Genomic DNA, 17910 nt, shown 5'->3' on the forward strand with positions numbered 1-17910 from the left:
ACAATTAGTCCTTGAACTCAAAACTATCTACAACAAAAGCGACCAATATCGCCAATATTGGTCCTTTTGCAATTATTATTTACGCTGCTCCACGCTAATTTTTGGCAATTTATCTCGTTTGTTCTGTTTAATTTGTTAACAAACTGCTAACTTGTCTTGAACCGTTAAACTTAAATCAATAATAACAATTGTCAGTCAATTAAGGTGTCAACATGAGCAGCTTCATAGTGAAATCAGGCTTTACTAAGCAAGGTCGTCAACAAAGTTATAAACACGGGGCTAAGCGCCGATGGACGTTGCTTATTAGCGCTTTGGCTTTGGCTGGCTTTGCCAATGTTAGTGCGCAAGCCCAGCCGTTGTCAGTTGCTAACGTTCAAGTCATCCACGCCGGCAAATTATTGGCTGTGCCAGGGCAAAAGCCATTAAATAAGTACACCTTGGTCATTGAAAACGGCAAGGTTAGCGCGCTTGAAAAAGGCTTTGTTTCTGCCAGTAAGTTTGGCAAAAGTGCAACGCTGGTGGATTTGTCTAGTGCTTTTGTTATGCCTGGTTTGATGGATATGCACGTTCATTTACAAGGTGAAATTGGCCCTAAAAACGACAGTGAAGCGCTGCGTATGTCAGATGCCGACACCGCGATGCGCAGTGTTCATTTTGCTGAAAAAACCTTACATGCCGGCTTTACCACAGTTCGTGATTTAGGCGCGGCGCCAGAGCAGCTATATGCACTTCGAGACGCCATTGAAAAAGGCTGGGTTGATGGCCCTAGAGTGATCGCCTCTGGCCGAGTAGCAATAACCGGTGGCCATGTTGACGTTGATGGCATGAGTCCTGACTTACTTGAATTAAAAACTGAAAAAACTGTTTGTGATGGTCCGTATGATTGCCGGCGGGCAACGCGCCGCGCAATTAAATTTGGTGCCGATGTGATAAAAATTGCCTCAACGGGTGGCGTTTTATCTGATACGAACACAGGTACCGGCCAGCAAATGAATGACGATGAAATTCGCGAAGTGATTGATACTGCTCATGGTTTGGGGCGCAAAGTGGCTAGTCATGCACATGCCGCTGCCGGCATAAACGCCGCTTTGCGCGCTGGCGTTGACAGCATCGAGCACGGTAGTTATGCCAATGAAGAAAGCATTAAATTGTTTAAGCAAACGGGCGCTTATTTGGTGCCGACCTTACTTGCCGGCGATACCGTTGTTGGCATGGCGAAAAGCTCAGACTTTATGTCTCCTGCAATCAAAGCAAAAGCGATTCGCGTTGGCGGCGACATGATGAAAAACTTTAGCAAAGCATATAAAGCCGGCGTTAATATTGCCTTTGGTACTGACAGCGGTGTTTCTAAACATGGTATCAATGCCCAAGAAGCGGTTTTGATGAAACAAGCCGGTATGACCAATCAAGATATTTTGCTATCAGCAACCGTTAATGCTGCAGAATTGATTGATTACAGCGACAGTTTAGGCACACTTGAAGTAGGTAAAATTGCCGATGTTATTGCCCTTGATGAAAACCCGTTAACTGACATCAAAGCACTATTAGACGTCGATTTTGTCATGAAGTCCGGCAAAATCGTTAAAAACCAATTGAATTAAGCTATTAATCAGTACAGTCGGTACAATAGTACAAATTGTACGCGAACGACAAAGTAGATGAATAAAGCCAAGCTAACGACTGCTGATGGCAATCAGCAGTCAAATTTTCAGCAGTCAGACACTCTTCAGTCGGACACTCTCCATTCAGATAAACATCAGCTAGATACGCAATCATCACTTCAAGGCAAGCATATTCGGCCTGAACAGTTGCAAATTCGCTTTGTCACTGCGCTTGAAAAAATTGCCAAGTGCGACTGGCAAGCGCTATTTGATTCAGGCCAACCGTTTACCGACTATGATTATTTGTTGAGCCTAGAGCAAAGTGACTGTGTTGGCGCTGAGCAGGGCTGGCAACCTTATCACCTCGTTATTGAACATATAACGAACGAAGGCACGGTTAATGATAACTTTTGCCAGCCAAAGGCCGAAGTTGTTGGTTTAATGCCGCTGTACATTAAATCCCATTCTTACGGCGAATATATGTTCGATTGGTCTTGGGCTGAGGCCTATCAAAGCCATAACTTGGCGTACTATCCCAAGTTGATTAATGCGATACCATATACACCGGCGAGCGGCCAACGGTTGGCATTGGCTAAATCACTTGCCGACAATCTCAAATTAAAATCAAACGTTATTTCCTTAGTTAAAGCGGCACTGCTTGAAGCGAGTAACAAGCTTTCATTGAGTAATATTCAGTGCTTGTTTAATCAAGCAGAAGATATAAGTCTTTTTAACCGTTGCTGTGATGCTGATGATGGTGAAATCGTCGATAGCTCATCGAAGCCGCAGACTAAGCCTAAATGGCTGCAGCGAGAAGATGTTCAATTTCACTGGTTTAATCAAGGTTATCAAAGCTTTGATGATTTCTTGTTGAGCTTAACCGCTCGAAAGAGAAAGACAATTAAAAAAGAGCGCCAACGGGTTACGCAGCAAGGCATTGTTTTTCGTCAGTTATCGGGTCAGCAAATCACTAAAGAAGTTTGGCAACAGTTCTTTACCTTTTATCAACTGACTTATGCTAAGCGTTCGGGGCATTTGGGCTACCTTAATTTTAAGTGCTTTTGGTTATGGGGCCAGCGCTTAGCAGAGCGCATTACGTTAGTTGCCGCCTATAAAAAATCCTCAACTGATAACTCAGCTGATCAGCAAGCAGAAAAAATGATCGCAGGTGCTTTGTTCTTTCACGATCAAAGTACCCTTTATGGTCGTTATTGGGGCTGTGACCAAGAATTTGATTTTTTGCATTTTGAAGCTTGTTACTACCGCGGAATAGAACTAGCGATTGACCGCAAACTGAGCTGTTTTAATGCCGGAGCACAAGGTGAACACAAAGTTGCACGGGGTTTTCAACCTGTCATCACTTATGGTCATTATTTATTAAATGACTCGCCATTTTCGGCCGCGATAGAGGACTTTTTAGTGCGTGAAAAACACCACCACTGTTTATATCGACAAGAATTAGAGAAAAAACTGCCGTATAAATCAGAATCTGAATAATTAAATTCAACAATCGAGTAAAACGCGATGAATGTTAAAAAACACTTATGTATTTTATTGGTACTGGTCATAACTACACTATCGAGCAGTGCTTTTGCTGAATCGATAAAGCAGCAAAAAATGGCACAGCTCAGTTTTATGGTTGGAGAATGGATTGGCACCACTAGGGTCTATCAAGAGGGCAAAGTATCGAAACAGGGGGCTGCTTACCAAAATATTCAATACGATCTAAATCAGCACGTTTTAGTTATTGAATTAAATACTGAGCTGTTACAGCTTCATACTGTGATTCGGTACGATGAAAAAGACCAGACCTATTACTACTACCCATTCTCAAGTAATGGCGCGGGTAAATATCCAGCCAACTACCAAAATGGCCAATTTATTGTAAATAGCAGCGAAACCAATCGGTTTATTTTTACTAGCACCGCAAACGGCGGATTTCGAGAATACGGAGAGCGTTTAGTTGACGGCCAGTGGGTTAAATACTTTGAAGATACTTTTGTTAACAGCCAATAAATAAAAAGGGAGCTCATTGAGCTCCCAAGTCATCGTTTATAATCTCAGCCTTTGATTAGAAAGTCTTTCTAAAGGTAACGCCAAAAGTGCGAGGTTGGTTGGTGCTAAAACCTAAACGGGCGCGACCACCGCGTTCGCGATCTAATGCTAGGTTGGCATTTTCATCGGTAAGGTTGTTAATGTAAGCGACCAATTCCCAATCGTCGTAAACCAACCCGGTACTAATATTGAAGATTTGATAGGCATCAAGCTCCAAATCTAAGCTGGTAAGTTCATTGCCAGTAGCGCCGCCAAATGCTAGACCAGAGCGAAAGTCACCGGCACCGGCAACTTGGTCACTCGGTTGAGTAATGCGATCGCCAACATATTGTACAGACGCTGAAACATAGGTGTAGTCAGAGCCAAATAATGGTGTTGCTAAGTCATACGTACCAGCAATTGAAAATTGCAGTTCAGGTACTGATGCCAAGCGATTTCCGTCTTCAACACCACCTAATACTGCACCAGATGAATCAAGCACTGTTGAGTCGAACTCGGCTTCTAGTAATGAACCAGCGAAGGTTAGGTAAAGCTGCTCAGTTGCTTGACGCGTAACTTCAAACTCGACACCGCCAGTGTGAGCTTCAGGAACGTTAAACGAAATTCTCGATGAACATGAACCGGCATCTAGGGTCACTTGCAGGTTGTCGATTGAGGTATAAAATACCGCAACATTAGCGCTCCAACCTGATTTTTGTGCCTTTACGCCAACTTCATAGTTCGTTAACTCTTCATCATCGTAGTCTTGAAAATCACCAAATACCGCTAAATCTTGCTGATTACACAAGCCTCGGTTAAGCGGGTCGTTTACACCACCAAGGCGGAAGCCTTGAGAGATTTGAGCATTTAAGTTTACGGTTTCGTTCAAGGTATAGTTGGCGATTAAACGCGAGGTAAAACCATCGGATTCAGTCGTGTCGGTTTGATCATCCGCGTTAGAAAAAACGCCGCCTGTGGTAAAACGTCTGGTTTCTTCGTAATCGTAAAAACGGCTACCTAGCGTTACTACTAGCTTGTCAGTAACATCGTAATTGAATTCAGCAAAAAATGCCGTTTGCTCTAAATCGTAAGGCAAGCGCGAGTTAAACGGCGAGTCAGATGGGAAACCATTAGCCGCACCTGCTGAGGTACCTGCGCCCAAGACACTATCGGCGACTGCATCGTAGCCAGGCGTTGGCAAGAATTGGCTGTAGTCGCGTTGGGTGTCTGAGTAAAAAGCACCAACTAACCATTGCAGTGGGCTGTCGGTGTTCGAGCTAAATCTCAGCTCGTACGTGTCTTGTTCAATTTGGGTCCTGTCGCGCAAGTTAGACGGCAATAACGCAGCTTGGTCAGGAAAGTCCAAATCAATACTAACACTACCAGTAAGAGCACTGGCATCGCGGCTCACTAAAATGTCTCGGTCGGTGTAACTATAAACAAAGGTCGCATCGAAACTGTCAAAATTGACTTCAGACGTTAAGTCAAAAATAGTTGTTTCGTCTTCAAAGCTCTCACTGAGCAATAAAAATTGCTCGCGCTCATTAAAGGTAATGGCCGGTCTTGTGGTGGTGAACGGATTAGCAAAAACATTAAACGCCTCTTGGCGATTGAAACCATCGGTTTCAATGTTTTGAAAGACGATACGTGGCGTAATGGTAACGTTATCTAGAGGTTGCCACTTCAGCGCGATACGACCACCACTGCGGTTGCCACTGTTGACGTCTTCGTCAAGGCCGTTTGGGGTGTGGGCATCAATAAAACCGGCATATTCAGTTGAATAGGCAACTGCGCGCAGGGCGAGTGTATTGTCAATTAATGGGATGTTGATCATGCCTTTAACATGACCACCGGTTTCGCCGTCGGTTAAGGTGTTGAGGTTTGCTTCAAAACTGCCTTCAAAGGTGTCGAGTTCAGGCTGATTGGTAATGTAACGAACCGTACCACCGATTGACCCTGAACCAAATAAGGTACCTTGAGGACCGCGCAAAGTTTCTACGCGGTTGAGATCGTATAAGTCGAGATCTGGCGTAAACAGCGACAGTGAAATAACACTTTCATCGAGATAAACACCGACTTGTTCTTTTACCCCAGGTTGGTCGCGGACGATTTGACCAGCAGAAACACCGCGCAGTGCCACTTGGCTTTGACCCGGACCTAGGTTTTGAATGGTTAAACCGGCAACGTTGCGAGATAACTCTTCTAAATTAGTTGCGCCAGCGCGTTCAATATCGGCTTGAGTTTGCGCATTTACCGAAAACGGCACTTCTTTAATACTTGCGGCCCGTTTAGTTGCTGTGACAACAATCTTTTCAACGTCTTTCTCGTTAGCGTCTTGGGCAAATAACGGTGTTGATAACGTACCCAGTGCTGCACTGATCAATATAGGCAATCGAGCTTTTTTTAACATGTTTATTCCTTGGGGAGTCTCTGAATTCTTTATTGTTTAAAAATAATTTTAGGAATGTCTTGTTATTGTTATGTAAATTCTTAAAACGACCTATATATAAAATAATCAAAGGTGAAACTCAATGGTTTTTTATATAAAAAAAGTGAATAAATATTTATGTATGGGTGTTTGGTTGAATTTTGTACGTTATTGACTTGGAATTATTGGGAAAGTTAACGAGAGGGCTGTTTTATTGAGACTTTTTGTCTGAGTTGTTAAATGAACTGGGCAGTACGTCGACACCAACCCATTTACCGGCTTTGATGATTATTGGTAAGGTGATTGGCGCAAATGGCAACACAGCTACAACGCCAATACCTAAGCCTTTTAAGACATCGAGAAATTGCTGATTAGCAAATTTCATCTCTTCAACGCTTGCTTGTTTTACCGTATAGCGTCGATAAATATCGAGCATTTCTTTGGTTTCGACAGTTTCTTGGGCAAGGGCAAACTTTACGCGAATTAATTGGCGACGCAATTTAATCGTTTGTCGTCGTTTACCAATAACAATGACGCGCTTTGGCGCGCGAAAAATGTGAACCCAGATCCGCATATTAAGATAATTTTGCCGTGCTTAGTCTTGGTTTTATCACACCTGTGGTTAAACCAACACCGAGTAGAATAAAGCTGCAACCTAACAGCATCGACAAATTAAACGCTTCCGATAATATCAGCCAGCCCCAAAAAACGCCAAAAGCTGGAATTAAATAGGTCACTGACATGGTTTTGGCTGGGCCGATTTGGCTGATTAATCTAAAGAATAAAATGTAGGCGATACCTGTACAGACCACGCCGAGTAATATCGCCGACCAAATTGCTTGTTGTGATGGCATTGATTGCGGCAAGAAAAATAGACTCAGTGGTACCAGTACTATACTGCCACTTATTTGACTGCCGGTTGCAAGCGCTAGTGGACTGACCGCTGATAAGTATTTTTTAGTGTAATTGGCTGAAATGCCATAGCACAAGGTGGCTCCCAAAACAAAAAGCACAGGCCATATACTGGTGTTATTTGAGCCGCCTTGAAGCTTGTCAAAGACCAATAAGTAAACGCCAATAAAGCCAACAACTAAGCCAACGACCGCGGTTTTGGACATTTTATCTTTAAGCCAAAGATAAGCGACAATAGCGCCAAACATCGGTGTGGTCGCGTTGAGGATAGAACTGACGCCAGCTGACAAACTGAGTGTTGCGTAGCCGTAAAATAGAAACGGAATTGCGGTGTTAAACAGGCCAACAATAAAAATATGTCGATAGTAACCATGATATGCACTGGCTTGTTTTCGAATAAACAGCAATGGCAGTAAAAATAGTGCCGCGATCGATGTTCTCAATGCCATAAAAACAATTGGGCCAAACTCTGGACTGCCAATGCGCATAAACATAAACGACGCGCCCCAAATGGCAGCGAGTAACATAAGTTCAAAAGAAGCCGAACGAGTCATGATCATAATAAAAGCGCGTGTATTCGTTAGTATTTTAAGAGTTAGTTATTGGCGTGATTTCCGTCACTAGAATATCTTCTAAGCCCGTCATGTGCCAGCTAATATTGAGCTGATAAAGTTGCATACCATAATGTTTTTCATCGATTTTACCTTGTTTGTATGCCGGCCTTGGGTCTTGACAAAGTACTTGCTCAATTAATGTTTTGAGTTCAGGGTGATTCTTGTGATATTGACCTAGCTGGGTTAATGCGTGTTCGGTAAACGAGACCTGTTTTTGCCTACTCGGTTCAGTTTGCGCGTAACCTGCTTTGGCGTCGACGATTGCATCGCTGTAAGGTACGTATGGCTTAATGTCCAGTATTGGCGTTTGGTCTAATAGATCCAAACCAGAGACAATTAATTTCAGCGGTGTTTGTTTGGTTGCTGGCAATACTTGTTCAAGTTTAACCACCGACATGCCAATAGGGTTTGGCCTAAATGTTGAGCGTGAAGCCAATACGCCGATTTTTTCGTTACCGCCAAGGCGAGGCGGCCGAATTAAGGGTTTCCAGCCCTGTGCCTGAGTGCCGTGAAAAACAAATACCAACCACAAGTGACTAAATTGACTTAAACCTCTGACCATGTCTGGGTTGTCAAAACCTTTTTCAAAGATAATTTCGCCTTTTGCGGCATTCGCTAAGCCGGGTTGACGCGGTATCGCGAACTTCTCTGCAAAAGGGGAATGCACGCAGGCAATTGGCGTTAAGGTTAAAGGCTCGGCACCTGCCTCTTGAGCGCAGTTTTGATTGGTCATCTTATCCGTCATCTTATTCGTTATCTTATCGCTCGGTGCTTGGTCGTTACTCACTAGCAACTTGGTATGCTTGACCATAACAGACGATATTGGCGTGGCAGGCTTTTGTTTGAATCTCTACGCAGCTCGAAAATACAATGGCGTTAGCTCCTTGTTCGAAAGCGTTGCGCCTTGCCATTGTGCGCGCCTGAAGCTTATCTGGTATTGCGTGATGAGGCTTTTCTTGGCAATTATCCCCTTCAACCAAACCAATGAGTTTGTGCTGCGTGGGCAAATCAGCGATACGTTCGTAGATAGTGACTTGGCTTGGCGCAAAGTAGTGACGAAAGTTTTCTGCGTCTAGATTAGTGGTCACTTTAGTTATTGGCGCACAGCTGACGAGCAGTAGCGTTAAAGCCGATAGGGCTAGTGATTTGATCATAGTGTGTTATGTACGGTGTATTAAGTGATGAAGAAACTCGATAGCCGAGAATTGTAACGGTTATCGATAAAATAAACAGTAAGGTTTTTGTCATTATATTTGCAAATTATGGCAACAAGCCGTTATAGCCAACGTCTGACTTGACGACAATAATCATCAAAATCCGAGAACTTTTGTCGTAGTACGCCTTCTTCAGGAGTGATTTGAAAAACATTGATATAGACGACGAACAGCGGACAAGCTAGCAGGGCTAGTAAGCTGTTTAGATAGCAACAAACCGCCATTAACACTAACAAAAAACCGAGATACATTGGGTTACGAGTAAATTTATAAACTCCAGTGATCACCAGCTGTTTGGCTTGTGCTGGTTGTGTTGGGTTGACGGTTGTTTTTGCTTGGTTAAAAGCCAAGACGCCAGCAAGGGCAACCAGCACACCAGTGCAAAGCAACAGTATTGCCAGCACGATAGCGATTGACTGTTCGAGCCAAGGATAAGGTAGTGAATATGCCAAACCATATGCAACCAGCGCGAATAGCACTAGCACTGCAAGTGGGGGTATTTTCAGTTGCAAATATTCAAAAACTGAGCTGGCCATATCACTACCTGATCTTTCGTTTATTGGTTAATTACGTCTTATTGATAGTTACTTCGGTGTGATCAGTCACCACTCACCATATCACCAATACTGCCGAGTACTGAACCTTCGCCTTGGCGACTGCCGCCAACTTTTGGCGCGTGTTCTATAATCCGATCGGCAAGGCGAGAGAATGGCAAACTTTGAATCCATACTTTGCCGTGACCGCGAAGTGTCGCCATAAACAAGCCTTCACCGCCAAAGAACATACTCTTAAGGCCTTTGGTCATTTCAATGTCGTAATCAATGCCACTGCTGAAGGCAACCAAGCAACCGGTGTCTAAGCGCAGGGTTTCGCCATTGAGCTCTTTTTCAATTACGGTACCGCCAGCGTGAATAAAGGCCATGCCGTCGCCTTGTAAGTGCTCTAAAATAAAGCCTTCACCGCCAAAAAAGCCACTACCGAGTTTGCGATTAAAAGCAATGTCTATTTTGGTACCTAGCGCTGCGCACAAAAACGAATCTTTTTGACAGGTAATTTCACCGCCAATTTCTGCCATGTTAATTGGTACAATTGAGCCAGGGAAAGGGGCGGCGAAAGCGACCCGCTTTTTGCCTTGACCACAATGAGTAAAGTGAGTCATAAACAACGACTCGCCACTGATCATGCGCTTGCCAGCAGAGAATAATTTGCTCATAAAGCCTTGGTTGACCTCAGAGCCATCACCCATTTTTGCTTCAAAGCTGATGCCTTCTTCCATGTAATTCATTGCGCCTGCTTCAGCGATCACGGTTTCACCGGGGTCGAGTTCAATTTCGACCATTTGCATGGAATGGCCAATAATTTCGTAATCAATTTCGTGACATTGCATAACCTGCTCCTGTTGTTGCAGTTAGATTTATCCTGCTGATACGTTAATGTTTTTTCGATGATTTAGATAGCCTTTTAGTGTTACAGGGTGTTAAATCGACAATTGGTCAGCTGTAGTCATAAATAATGAAATTTTATTGGCCTTGAGATAGTCTCTTTTGGTACCCATAAAAAATAGTAACTTTTCGTTTTACAGGAATAACATCATGAGTGATAACAGAGTATACACACCGCCCAAAGTATGGACTTGGGACAGTGAAAGTGGTGGCAAGTTCGCCAATATTAATCGACCTATTTCTGGCGCAACCCATGATAAAGACTTGCCGGTAGGTAAGCATCCATTTCAACTTTACTCAATGGGCACGCCAAACGGTGTCAAAGTTACTATTCTGTTGGAAGAGTTATTGGCACTTGGTATCAAAGAAGCCGAATACGACGCTTGGTTAATTGATATTACCGAAGGCCACCAATTCTCGTCAGGGTTTGTTGATGTTAACCCTAACTCAAAAATACCAGCCTTGATGGATCACAGCACTGAAACGCCAACTCGCATTTTTGAGTCTGGTGCGATTATGATGTATCTAGCAGAAAAGTTTGATGTGTTATTGCCGAGCAATGGCGCGGCGAGAGCAGAGTGCTTGTCTTGGCTATTTTGGCAAATGGGCAGCGCGCCATTTTTGGGTGGTGGTTTTGGGCATTTTTATGCGTATGCACCAGAGAAATACGAATACCCAATTAACCGTTACGCGATGGAAGTAAAACGTCAACTAGATGTCTTAGATAAGCGTTTGGCTAACAACACTTACTTGTGTGGCGATGATTACACCATTGCCGATATTGCTGTATTTTCTTGGTACGGTGCTTTGGTACAAGGCAAGCTCTACGAAGCAGCGGAATTTTTATCAGTAGATAGCTATAAACACCTCAATCGCTGGACTGAGCAAATAGCTGCCCGTGAAGCGGTAAAACGCGGCATTAAAGTAAATCGCTTTTGGGGCGAAGAAGACGAGCAGGTGCCAGAGCGTCACGATGCTAGCGACTTAGACTAAGTCGGTTATTTTAGGCATAAACTCGGTGCTATAGTGTTTTCTCACTGAGTTTATGCCAAAGTATATATATTATACTGAGTAGATAACAATGGGATCTTGAGTGTTTAGTCAAAACTCCGAAGATTTAGTGGCAATTTTTAGTGAAATGCTAGAACGCTCGCTAAACCCAGTCTGTGTTCTCAATCAAGAATATCAATACATTTATTGCAATAGCGAAATGGCTAACTTGATTGGCTTACCCATTGAGCAGATATTGTCTCGAACACCAGCACAAGTGCTGCGCCAAGCGCATGATGAACACAAAGGTATCGCTGTTGACCAAGGCGATTTCAAAACGTGGATGTCAATTAAAGAGTGCCGTTTACGCAATTTAGAAGAAAGCGAGTTTTTTACGCATACGGTTGACGATAAGCACTACAAGATGAACCGCATTCGTTTGTCTTCTGGTGAACATGTGATTGTTGGCACCGATATTACCGACCTAAAACACACACAAGTAGAGCTTGAACAAGCGTTATCTGAACTCGATACGTTAGCGCATACCTGTGATTTAACTGATATCCCCAATCGACGCCATTTTATGTTAAAAGTTGAGGAAGAGTTTCGCCGCGCTAAGCGTTATCGCTCTGAATTTTCAATTGTATTGGCAGATATCGATTACTTTAAGCGGATTAACGATACTTATGGTCACGATATTGGTGATAAAGCGCTTCAACACTTTGCAGCACTCATTGCCAATGCGATTCGAACCACCGATATGCTTGGCCGTATTGGCGGTGAAGAATTTGCGATTTTAATGCCCAACACTGATTTAGCTGATGCCAGTATTTTCGCCAACCGTTTACGCCAAAAAATTGAAAAATCGCCATTTTTGCTCGATAACGGTCAACACTTGTCGATGACTGCATCGTTTGGTGTCAGTGAGTATCGAAAAACAGACCAAGAAGAATTATTGATGTTTTCGCGTGCCGATAAACGGCTATACAAGGCCAAAGCGTCTGGCCGCAATCAAGTGTGCTAGGTCAATTTTACCTTATGCTCAAGTTGGTTTTGCAGTGATTGACACTTTTCTTGTAGAAAATCACGTAGTAACCTCATTGCTGGCGTAATCAATTGCCGGCTTGGACACACCAGCCAAAGTTCAGTTTGTCGCGCTTGATACTCGGGTAACAGCTGCACTAATTTATCCGACAATAAGTCATCGGCAATATCGAGCGCAGATTTCACTGCAACACCTTTACCTGCAACACACCAACGGCGTACTAAATCACCGTCGTTAGCGCTGCGGTCACCTTTTATTTTAATTTTAGTAGTTTGACCGTCGCGATCAAACTGCCAAATATCGTGAATGATGTCGTAGAGCTGGTAAAACAAACCATTGTGTTCTGCCAAGTCTTTTGGTTGGCTTGGTTGACCGTGTTTGGCGATATAATCAGGGCTGGCACATAAAATACCGGGAACATCGCAAATCTTAAAGCCATACAAATTGCTATCAGTTGGCGAGCCATAGCGCAGTGCCATATCAACGGCGTCGCGATAAAAGTCGATATTGCTGTCACTAATATTTACTTTAACACTGATTTTAGGGTGCAACTCGATAAATTCATCTAACCACGGCACCAATAAATTTCGCCCCAAGTCTGACGATGCCGCGATTCTTAATTCACCTTCAATATTGGCTTGCTCACCTTTGGCGTTTTGCTCTGCTTGGTTGAGTAAATTTAGTGCTTGCTGGCACTCGGGCAGGTAGCGCTCACCTGCTGGCGATAGCCGTAACTGACGGGTTGTGCGAATAAATAGCTCGGTCCCTAGCATTTTTTCAACGCGTTTTACCGCAGCACTCGCCGTTGCCGTGCGCATATCTAAGTGAGTTGCCGCGGCAGTAATACTTTTAAATTCCGCTACTTTCAAAATAACTTGTAAGTCTTCAATTAACATTATCTAAAAATATTTGAAAATAATTCAAATAATACCCTGTTTTTGGATGAGTAATCAAACGCTATCATCACCGCATCTTACTGAAATAGATTTGTTGGAGTCTTGATATGAATACGATGAAAGCTGTTGGTTACCAAAGTTGTTTACCGATTACTGATGCAAAGGCATTAGAGGATATTGTTGTTGATGTCCCTGTCGCCACTGGTCGTGATTTATTGGTGAAAGTGTCGGCAATTGCGGTCAATCCGGTCGATTTTAAAATAAGACAAAATGTTGCTCCAGAGCTTGGCCAGCATAAGGTTATTGGCTGGGATGCTGTTGGTGAAGTGGTTGCTGCTGGTGAGCTGGCCAAGGGCTTTAAGCCGGGTGACTTGGTTTATTACGCTGGCGATTTAAATCGTCAAGGCAGCAACGCGGAATATCAATTGGTTGACGAGCGCTTGGTCGGCAATAAGCCAAAAAGTCTCACCAGCGCTGAAGCTGCTGCCTTGCCATTGACCAGTATTACCGCGTGGGAGTTGTTGTTTGAGCACTTTGCTATTGCTGAACAAAATGATGAGTCATTGAGTGCCAACGAATTGGCAACAGCGCCAGTGGTATTAATTATTGGCGCTGCTGGCGGCGTAGGTTCAATGTTAATTCAGTTGATCAAAACCTTAACTCACGCCAAGGTTGTTGCTACGGCATCGAGAGAAAGTTCAGCCGCTTGGGTGAAAGAGTTGGGCGCTGATTATGTAATTAATCATCGTCAGCCACTAGCTGAACAATTGCAAACGCTTGGCATTGAACAAGTGACTCACATCGCGAGCTTAACCAATACCCAAGACTACTTTGGTCAGTATCCTGAGATATTGGCGCCGTTTGGCAAGGTAGCCCTAATTGACGACCCTGAAAAGCCGTTAGATATAATGAAACTCAAGCCCAAAAGCCAGTCATTGCACATTGAGTTTATGTTTGCCCGCTCAATGTTTAATGCCAAGGATATTGCCAAGCAAAGCCAGTTGTTGAATCGCGTTAGTGACTTAATTGAACAGGGCAAAATCAAAACTACGGTAGGCAAGCACATTGGCATCATTAACGCCGAAAATTTAGTCCGTGCTCATGCCGAGCTTGAATCGGGTACGGCAATTGGCAAGCTTGTTTTAGCTGGTTTTTAATTTCAGCCATTGAAATTTGCCACAACGACACAACCTATACAAACCCATTACTCAGTTAGTTTGAGTTTATTACTAGCCTGTTGAACAGCGTTACCAGCTCGCGGTTAACCGTTCAGCCTGCTAGTGCAGTTATAAATGAGAGTAAATTATGAACCTTATCAATGTATTAAAACACCGTTATTCCACCAAAGAATTTGATACCAGCAAAAAAATCTCTGCCGATGACATGGCGCAAATTAAAGCATTACTTCAGTTAAGTCCTAATAGCGTCAATTTACAGCCTTGGCACTTTTTAATTGCTGACAGCCAAGCGGGTAAAGAGCGTATTGCTAAGGCGACCGAAGCTTATCCGTTTAACACGTCGAAAATACTGGACGCCTCACACGTGATTGTTTTTTGCAGTAAGACAGACATTGATGATGAATACTTAGCGCATGTGCTTGAGCAAGAAGACCGCGACGGTCGTTACGCGGATGCCGAGTTTAAGGGCATGATGGACGGTGCTCGCAAAATGTTTATCGACATCCACCGTTATGACTTAAAAGACTTGCCGCACTGGATGGAAAAACAAGTGTACCTCAATATTGGTGGTGTACTGCTGGGGGCAGCAGCTTTGGGTATTGACGCACTACCAATGGAAGGTGTTGATATGAAAGCGCTTGATCAAGAATTTGGCTTGCGAGAAAAAGGATTAACCGCAGTTTGTGCCGTCGCGTTAGGTTATCGAAAAGAGACCGATTTTAACGCCAGTTTGCCAAAATCGCGTCTTAACCAAGATGAGCTTATTACCCTTATCTAAAAAACCGTTAATTTGAGGTAACTTTTTACCTCGTATTACTGACACAAGGCAGAGCCGAATGCGGTTCTGCCTTTTTTATTGTTGATTACAGCTTCGGTAATTCAAAGGTGTTTGACCCGTTTGCTGTTTAAACATACGTCGAAAACTACTTTGATCTTGAAAACCAAGTTTGTCGGCAATATCGTCGATATTTAAACTACTGTAGGCCAACAAATGGCAGGCATTAGTCAAGCGATAATGCATCAGTTCACGACTAAAACTAGTGTTGGCCTGGGTTAACTTGCGCTTGAGAGTGGCAACACTCATATTGAGTCTATTAGCGCATTTTGATTGTTGGTAGAAACCGCGATCAAATGCTCTGCGCAGTAGGGTTAATAAACCACTTGCTAATGGCAATTGACCGAGTTGTGTGGTCATTAAGGTTGCAATACTGCGGGCTGTATTGGGGTCGGCAGACAACAACTTTTCATCAATCAATCGTTTGTCTAGGCGAAGAAAATTGGTAGGACAGTTATAAGTTACTGAGTCGCCAATGTAGTCACAAATTTCATCGTGATAACTGGGCTTTGAGCTGGTTAGAAATAGTTTGATATGCCCGCTAGCACGCAAAGAGCTGCGTTCGAATTGGCTAATTGAACAAAATACTTGATGACAAACTATGGCCAGGACTTGGTGCATACGGTCAATGATTGAATCGCGAGACAACTCCGGTAAGACATCGACAATAATGTAGTGTTTGGTCTCAGTAATCTTTAATTCAAACAGTGCGGTCATTAATGGCTTGAATTTTACCAGTAGCTGTAAAGCTTGCCGCCAGTTTTCACAACTTTGAATCGCTAAACTCAGCAAACCGTAGACCGGTTGCGCGAGTCGCTTAGCTAAATCTAATGGCCATTTTTTTGGCGCATGTTGTTCAACCACGGCCAACATCGCACTGTACTGCTGCCAGTTAATTTTTAACGACAAATCACTCAGCTCAATTGAACTGAGCGCTAGTGCTTTATTGAGCTCTGTTACGGAGATTTGGTAGTTCTGAGCTAATAAGTAGAGCTGTATTGGGTGAATATTCCACGCAAACGAAGGCGATTCTAGAGTAATTATTTTAATCATGAGCTAATTTGCACGCTATAGTGGTGCTATTTTACTGCTTTATTTGGTTTTCTGCTAATTTTTAAACCTTTTAGATTATTTATGTGAGCTTAAATGTCTGTATTTGCGCTGTGGTTTTTTGAAATAATCCGCGACCAATTTTGATTTAGCAAACAACTTTTATCGCAGTTGTCGAAGGTTGTTTGCCCCTATGAGTGTTATATGTACAAAAAGAGTTTACTATCGGTTGCCATTACTAGCGCAGTGCTCGCCTGTCAATCATCAGCATTAGCTGCCGGCTTTTATCTTAACGAACACAGTGCAAACGGTTTGGGCCGTGCATTTGCTGGCCAAGCAGCAAAGCCTGAAAACGCCAGTGTATTAGTGGCAAACCCTGCGGCCATCACCGAATTTGATCAAGCACAAGTGAGTGTGTTTGCCAGTTATATTAACTCTAATCTCGACATTAAAGGTCAAACTAATGTCAGTGCAGGTCCTGCTTCGTTTGACTTCGACGCGTCGGAAAACGACGTTATCGATAGCGCAGTTGTGCCGTCAGCGTTTTATGCTAGACCACTTAACGATAAGTGGTCAGTAGGTTTATCGGTATTTTCGAACTTTGGTTTAGCGACTGAGTTTAGTGAAGGTTACAATGCCTTACACTTTGCCGACAAAGCAGATATCACTACGATTGTTTTTAACCCTTCATTGGCTTACAAAGTAAATGACGATTTGAGCTTGGGCTTTGGTATTAGTGCAAACTACGTTGAAGCTGAGTTGCGCACCTCTGTACCTGCTAATTTAGCGGCGTTAAGCGCAAATACTCCTAACCCAGTGCCAGCAAATGCGACTCTAGCTGCGATGGAAGGTGATGATGTTGCTTTAGGTTGGAACGTTGGCTTGTACTGGCATGCTACAGATAGCACAAATATCGGTGTTAGCTATCGCGCTAAAACCAAATTTACCGTTGAAGGTGATATTAGCTCTGCACTGCGCGCAAACCTAAATCAGTCGGGCTCTTTAGATTTAGATTTGCCAGCAATTGCTGAATTTGCTGTTGATCAAGCCTTAAGCCAGGCACTATCGCTACAATTTAGCGCCACTTGGTACGAGTGGAGCAGCTTTGACGAGCTAAACATTGATTTAGACGACGGTAACCAGTTACTACTGCGTGAAGAAAACTTTGAAAATGTTTGGCGCGTTGGTTTAGGTACAACTTATCAGTTGAACGACCAATGGACTGTTCGCGGTGGTTACGCTTATGACGAAGGTGCTGCTTTAACTGAGTTTCGTTCAATCAGCATCCCAGATGTCGATCGTCAGTGGTTTAGCTTAGGTGCGACGTACCAAATCAACAAAACCTTTAATGTTGATTTAGGTTACGCCTATGTTCGCGGTAAAGAAGGCCGTGTACAAGAGGAATTAGCCCTTGGTGCTATTTCTTCAACTTTCAACGGTGTCCAAACTTCAAGCGCCAATATCTACAGCGTACAATTAAACGCGGCGTTCTAGTCTCGTTTGTTAAGGTTCTAATCTGTTAAAAACAAAAAAAGCCAGAGTTATCCTCTGGCTTTTTTTAACCGATGTACGGTATAACGCATTGTCGTGGTCTTTATCGCCATCCATGGCTAGCAAGAGATTAGTATGTCCTATACTTCAGCTGATAATGAGCGTATTTGTGCTGCTAAC

The 17910-nt window shown here is 43.4% G+C and carries 17 protein-coding genes; 8 read left to right on the top strand and 9 right to left on the bottom strand.

Annotated features, from left to right (window positions below; translation table 11 throughout):
* Positions 1–212: 212 nt before the first annotated feature.
* Genes J7384_RS15665 through J7384_RS15675 form a run of 3 tightly spaced genes read left to right on the top strand, consistent with a single transcriptional unit; the run spans position 213 to position 3617 of the window.
* Positions 213–1601: an amidohydrolase family protein gene (locus tag J7384_RS15665; protein ID WP_209115472.1), complete on the top strand. Its 1389-nt coding sequence runs from the start codon at positions 213–215 to the stop codon at positions 1599–1601.
* A gap of 57 nt (positions 1602–1658) precedes the next feature.
* Positions 1659–3098, top strand: a complete 1440-nt coding sequence (locus J7384_RS15670) for a peptidogalycan biosysnthesis protein (RefSeq protein ID WP_209115473.1) — start codon at positions 1659–1661, stop codon at positions 3096–3098.
* A gap of 27 nt (positions 3099–3125) precedes the next feature.
* The gene (locus tag J7384_RS15675; protein ID WP_209115474.1) at positions 3126–3617 is read left to right on the top strand and encodes a hypothetical protein; all 492 of its coding nucleotides are present in this window, start codon (positions 3126–3128) and stop codon (positions 3615–3617) included.
* A gap of 55 nt (positions 3618–3672) precedes the next feature.
* Here the strand turns inward: J7384_RS15675 and J7384_RS15680 are convergent, their stop codons facing one another.
* The 7 genes from J7384_RS15680 to J7384_RS15710 all read right to left on the bottom strand — a co-directional run bounded on the left by J7384_RS15680 (position 3673) and on the right by J7384_RS15710 (position 10190).
* A complete protein-coding gene (locus J7384_RS15680; RefSeq protein WP_209115475.1) occupies positions 3673–6045 on the bottom strand; it encodes a TonB-dependent receptor in 2373 nt (790 codons plus the stop codon).
* A 229-nt stretch (positions 6046–6274) separates the two neighbouring features.
* Entirely contained in the window at positions 6275–6637 is a 363-nt protein-coding gene (locus tag J7384_RS15685; protein WP_209115476.1) for a hypothetical protein, read from the bottom strand.
* Position 6638: 1 nt separating this feature from the next.
* Complete coding sequence (locus tag J7384_RS15690) at positions 6639–7535, bottom strand: DMT family transporter (protein WP_209115477.1); 897 nt, start codon at positions 7533–7535, stop codon at positions 6639–6641.
* Between the two features lie 28 nt (positions 7536–7563).
* Positions 7564–8334, bottom strand: a complete 771-nt coding sequence (tsaA, locus tag J7384_RS15695; protein ID WP_247741826.1) for a tRNA (N6-threonylcarbamoyladenosine(37)-N6)-methyltransferase TrmO — start codon at positions 8332–8334, stop codon at positions 7564–7566.
* A 34-nt stretch (positions 8335–8368) separates the two neighbouring features.
* Entirely contained in the window at positions 8369–8743 is a 375-nt protein-coding gene (gene rcsF, locus J7384_RS15700) for an Rcs stress response system protein RcsF (RefSeq protein ID WP_209115478.1), read from the bottom strand.
* Positions 8744–8865: 122 nt separating this feature from the next.
* A complete protein-coding gene (locus J7384_RS15705) occupies positions 8866–9339 on the bottom strand; it encodes an isoprenylcysteine carboxylmethyltransferase family protein (protein ID WP_209115479.1) in 474 nt (157 codons plus the stop codon).
* Positions 9340–9401: 62 nt separating this feature from the next.
* Positions 9402–10190, bottom strand: a complete 789-nt coding sequence (locus J7384_RS15710) for a TIGR00266 family protein (protein WP_209115480.1) — start codon at positions 10188–10190, stop codon at positions 9402–9404.
* A 205-nt stretch (positions 10191–10395) separates the two neighbouring features.
* On the opposite strand from J7384_RS15710, the gene yghU reads away from it, so the two are divergent.
* Positions 10396–11238: a glutathione-dependent disulfide-bond oxidoreductase gene (gene yghU / locus J7384_RS15715; RefSeq protein ID WP_209115481.1), complete on the top strand. Its 843-nt coding sequence runs from the start codon at positions 10396–10398 to the stop codon at positions 11236–11238.
* A 100-nt stretch (positions 11239–11338) separates the two neighbouring features.
* Entirely contained in the window at positions 11339–12259 is a 921-nt protein-coding gene (locus tag J7384_RS15720; RefSeq protein WP_209115482.1) for a sensor domain-containing diguanylate cyclase, read from the top strand.
* Here J7384_RS15720 and J7384_RS15725 read toward each other — a convergent pair.
* Complete coding sequence (locus J7384_RS15725; RefSeq protein ID WP_209115483.1) at positions 12256–13176, bottom strand: LysR family transcriptional regulator; 921 nt, start codon at positions 13174–13176, stop codon at positions 12256–12258. The genes J7384_RS15720 and J7384_RS15725 overlap by 4 nt on opposite strands.
* 107 nt (positions 13177–13283) lie before the next feature.
* On the opposite strand from J7384_RS15725, the gene J7384_RS15730 reads away from it, so the two are divergent.
* On the top strand, positions 13284–14333 hold the full coding sequence (locus J7384_RS15730; protein ID WP_348523882.1) for a zinc-binding alcohol dehydrogenase family protein: 1050 nt from the start codon (positions 13284–13286) through the stop codon (positions 14331–14333).
* A gap of 148 nt (positions 14334–14481) precedes the next feature.
* A complete protein-coding gene (gene nfsB, locus J7384_RS15735; protein ID WP_209115484.1) occupies positions 14482–15132 on the top strand; it encodes an oxygen-insensitive NAD(P)H nitroreductase in 651 nt (216 codons plus the stop codon).
* Between the two features lie 75 nt (positions 15133–15207).
* Here the strand turns inward: nfsB and J7384_RS15740 are convergent, their stop codons facing one another.
* The gene (locus J7384_RS15740; protein ID WP_209115485.1) at positions 15208–16242 is read right to left on the bottom strand and encodes an AraC family transcriptional regulator; all 1035 of its coding nucleotides are present in this window, start codon (positions 16240–16242) and stop codon (positions 15208–15210) included.
* 201 nt (positions 16243–16443) lie between these two features.
* Here J7384_RS15740 and J7384_RS15745 point away from each other — a divergent pair, with 201 nt between their 5' ends.
* Positions 16444–17733, top strand: coding sequence for an outer membrane protein transport protein (locus J7384_RS15745; protein WP_209115486.1), 1290 nt, complete (start codon positions 16444–16446; stop codon positions 17731–17733).
* Positions 17734–17910 lie beyond the last annotated feature (177 nt).

The sequence above is a fragment of the Endozoicomonas sp. G2_1 genome (assembly GCF_017744155.1).
Classification (GTDB): domain Bacteria; phylum Pseudomonadota; class Gammaproteobacteria; order Enterobacterales; family Alteromonadaceae; genus JAGHQT01.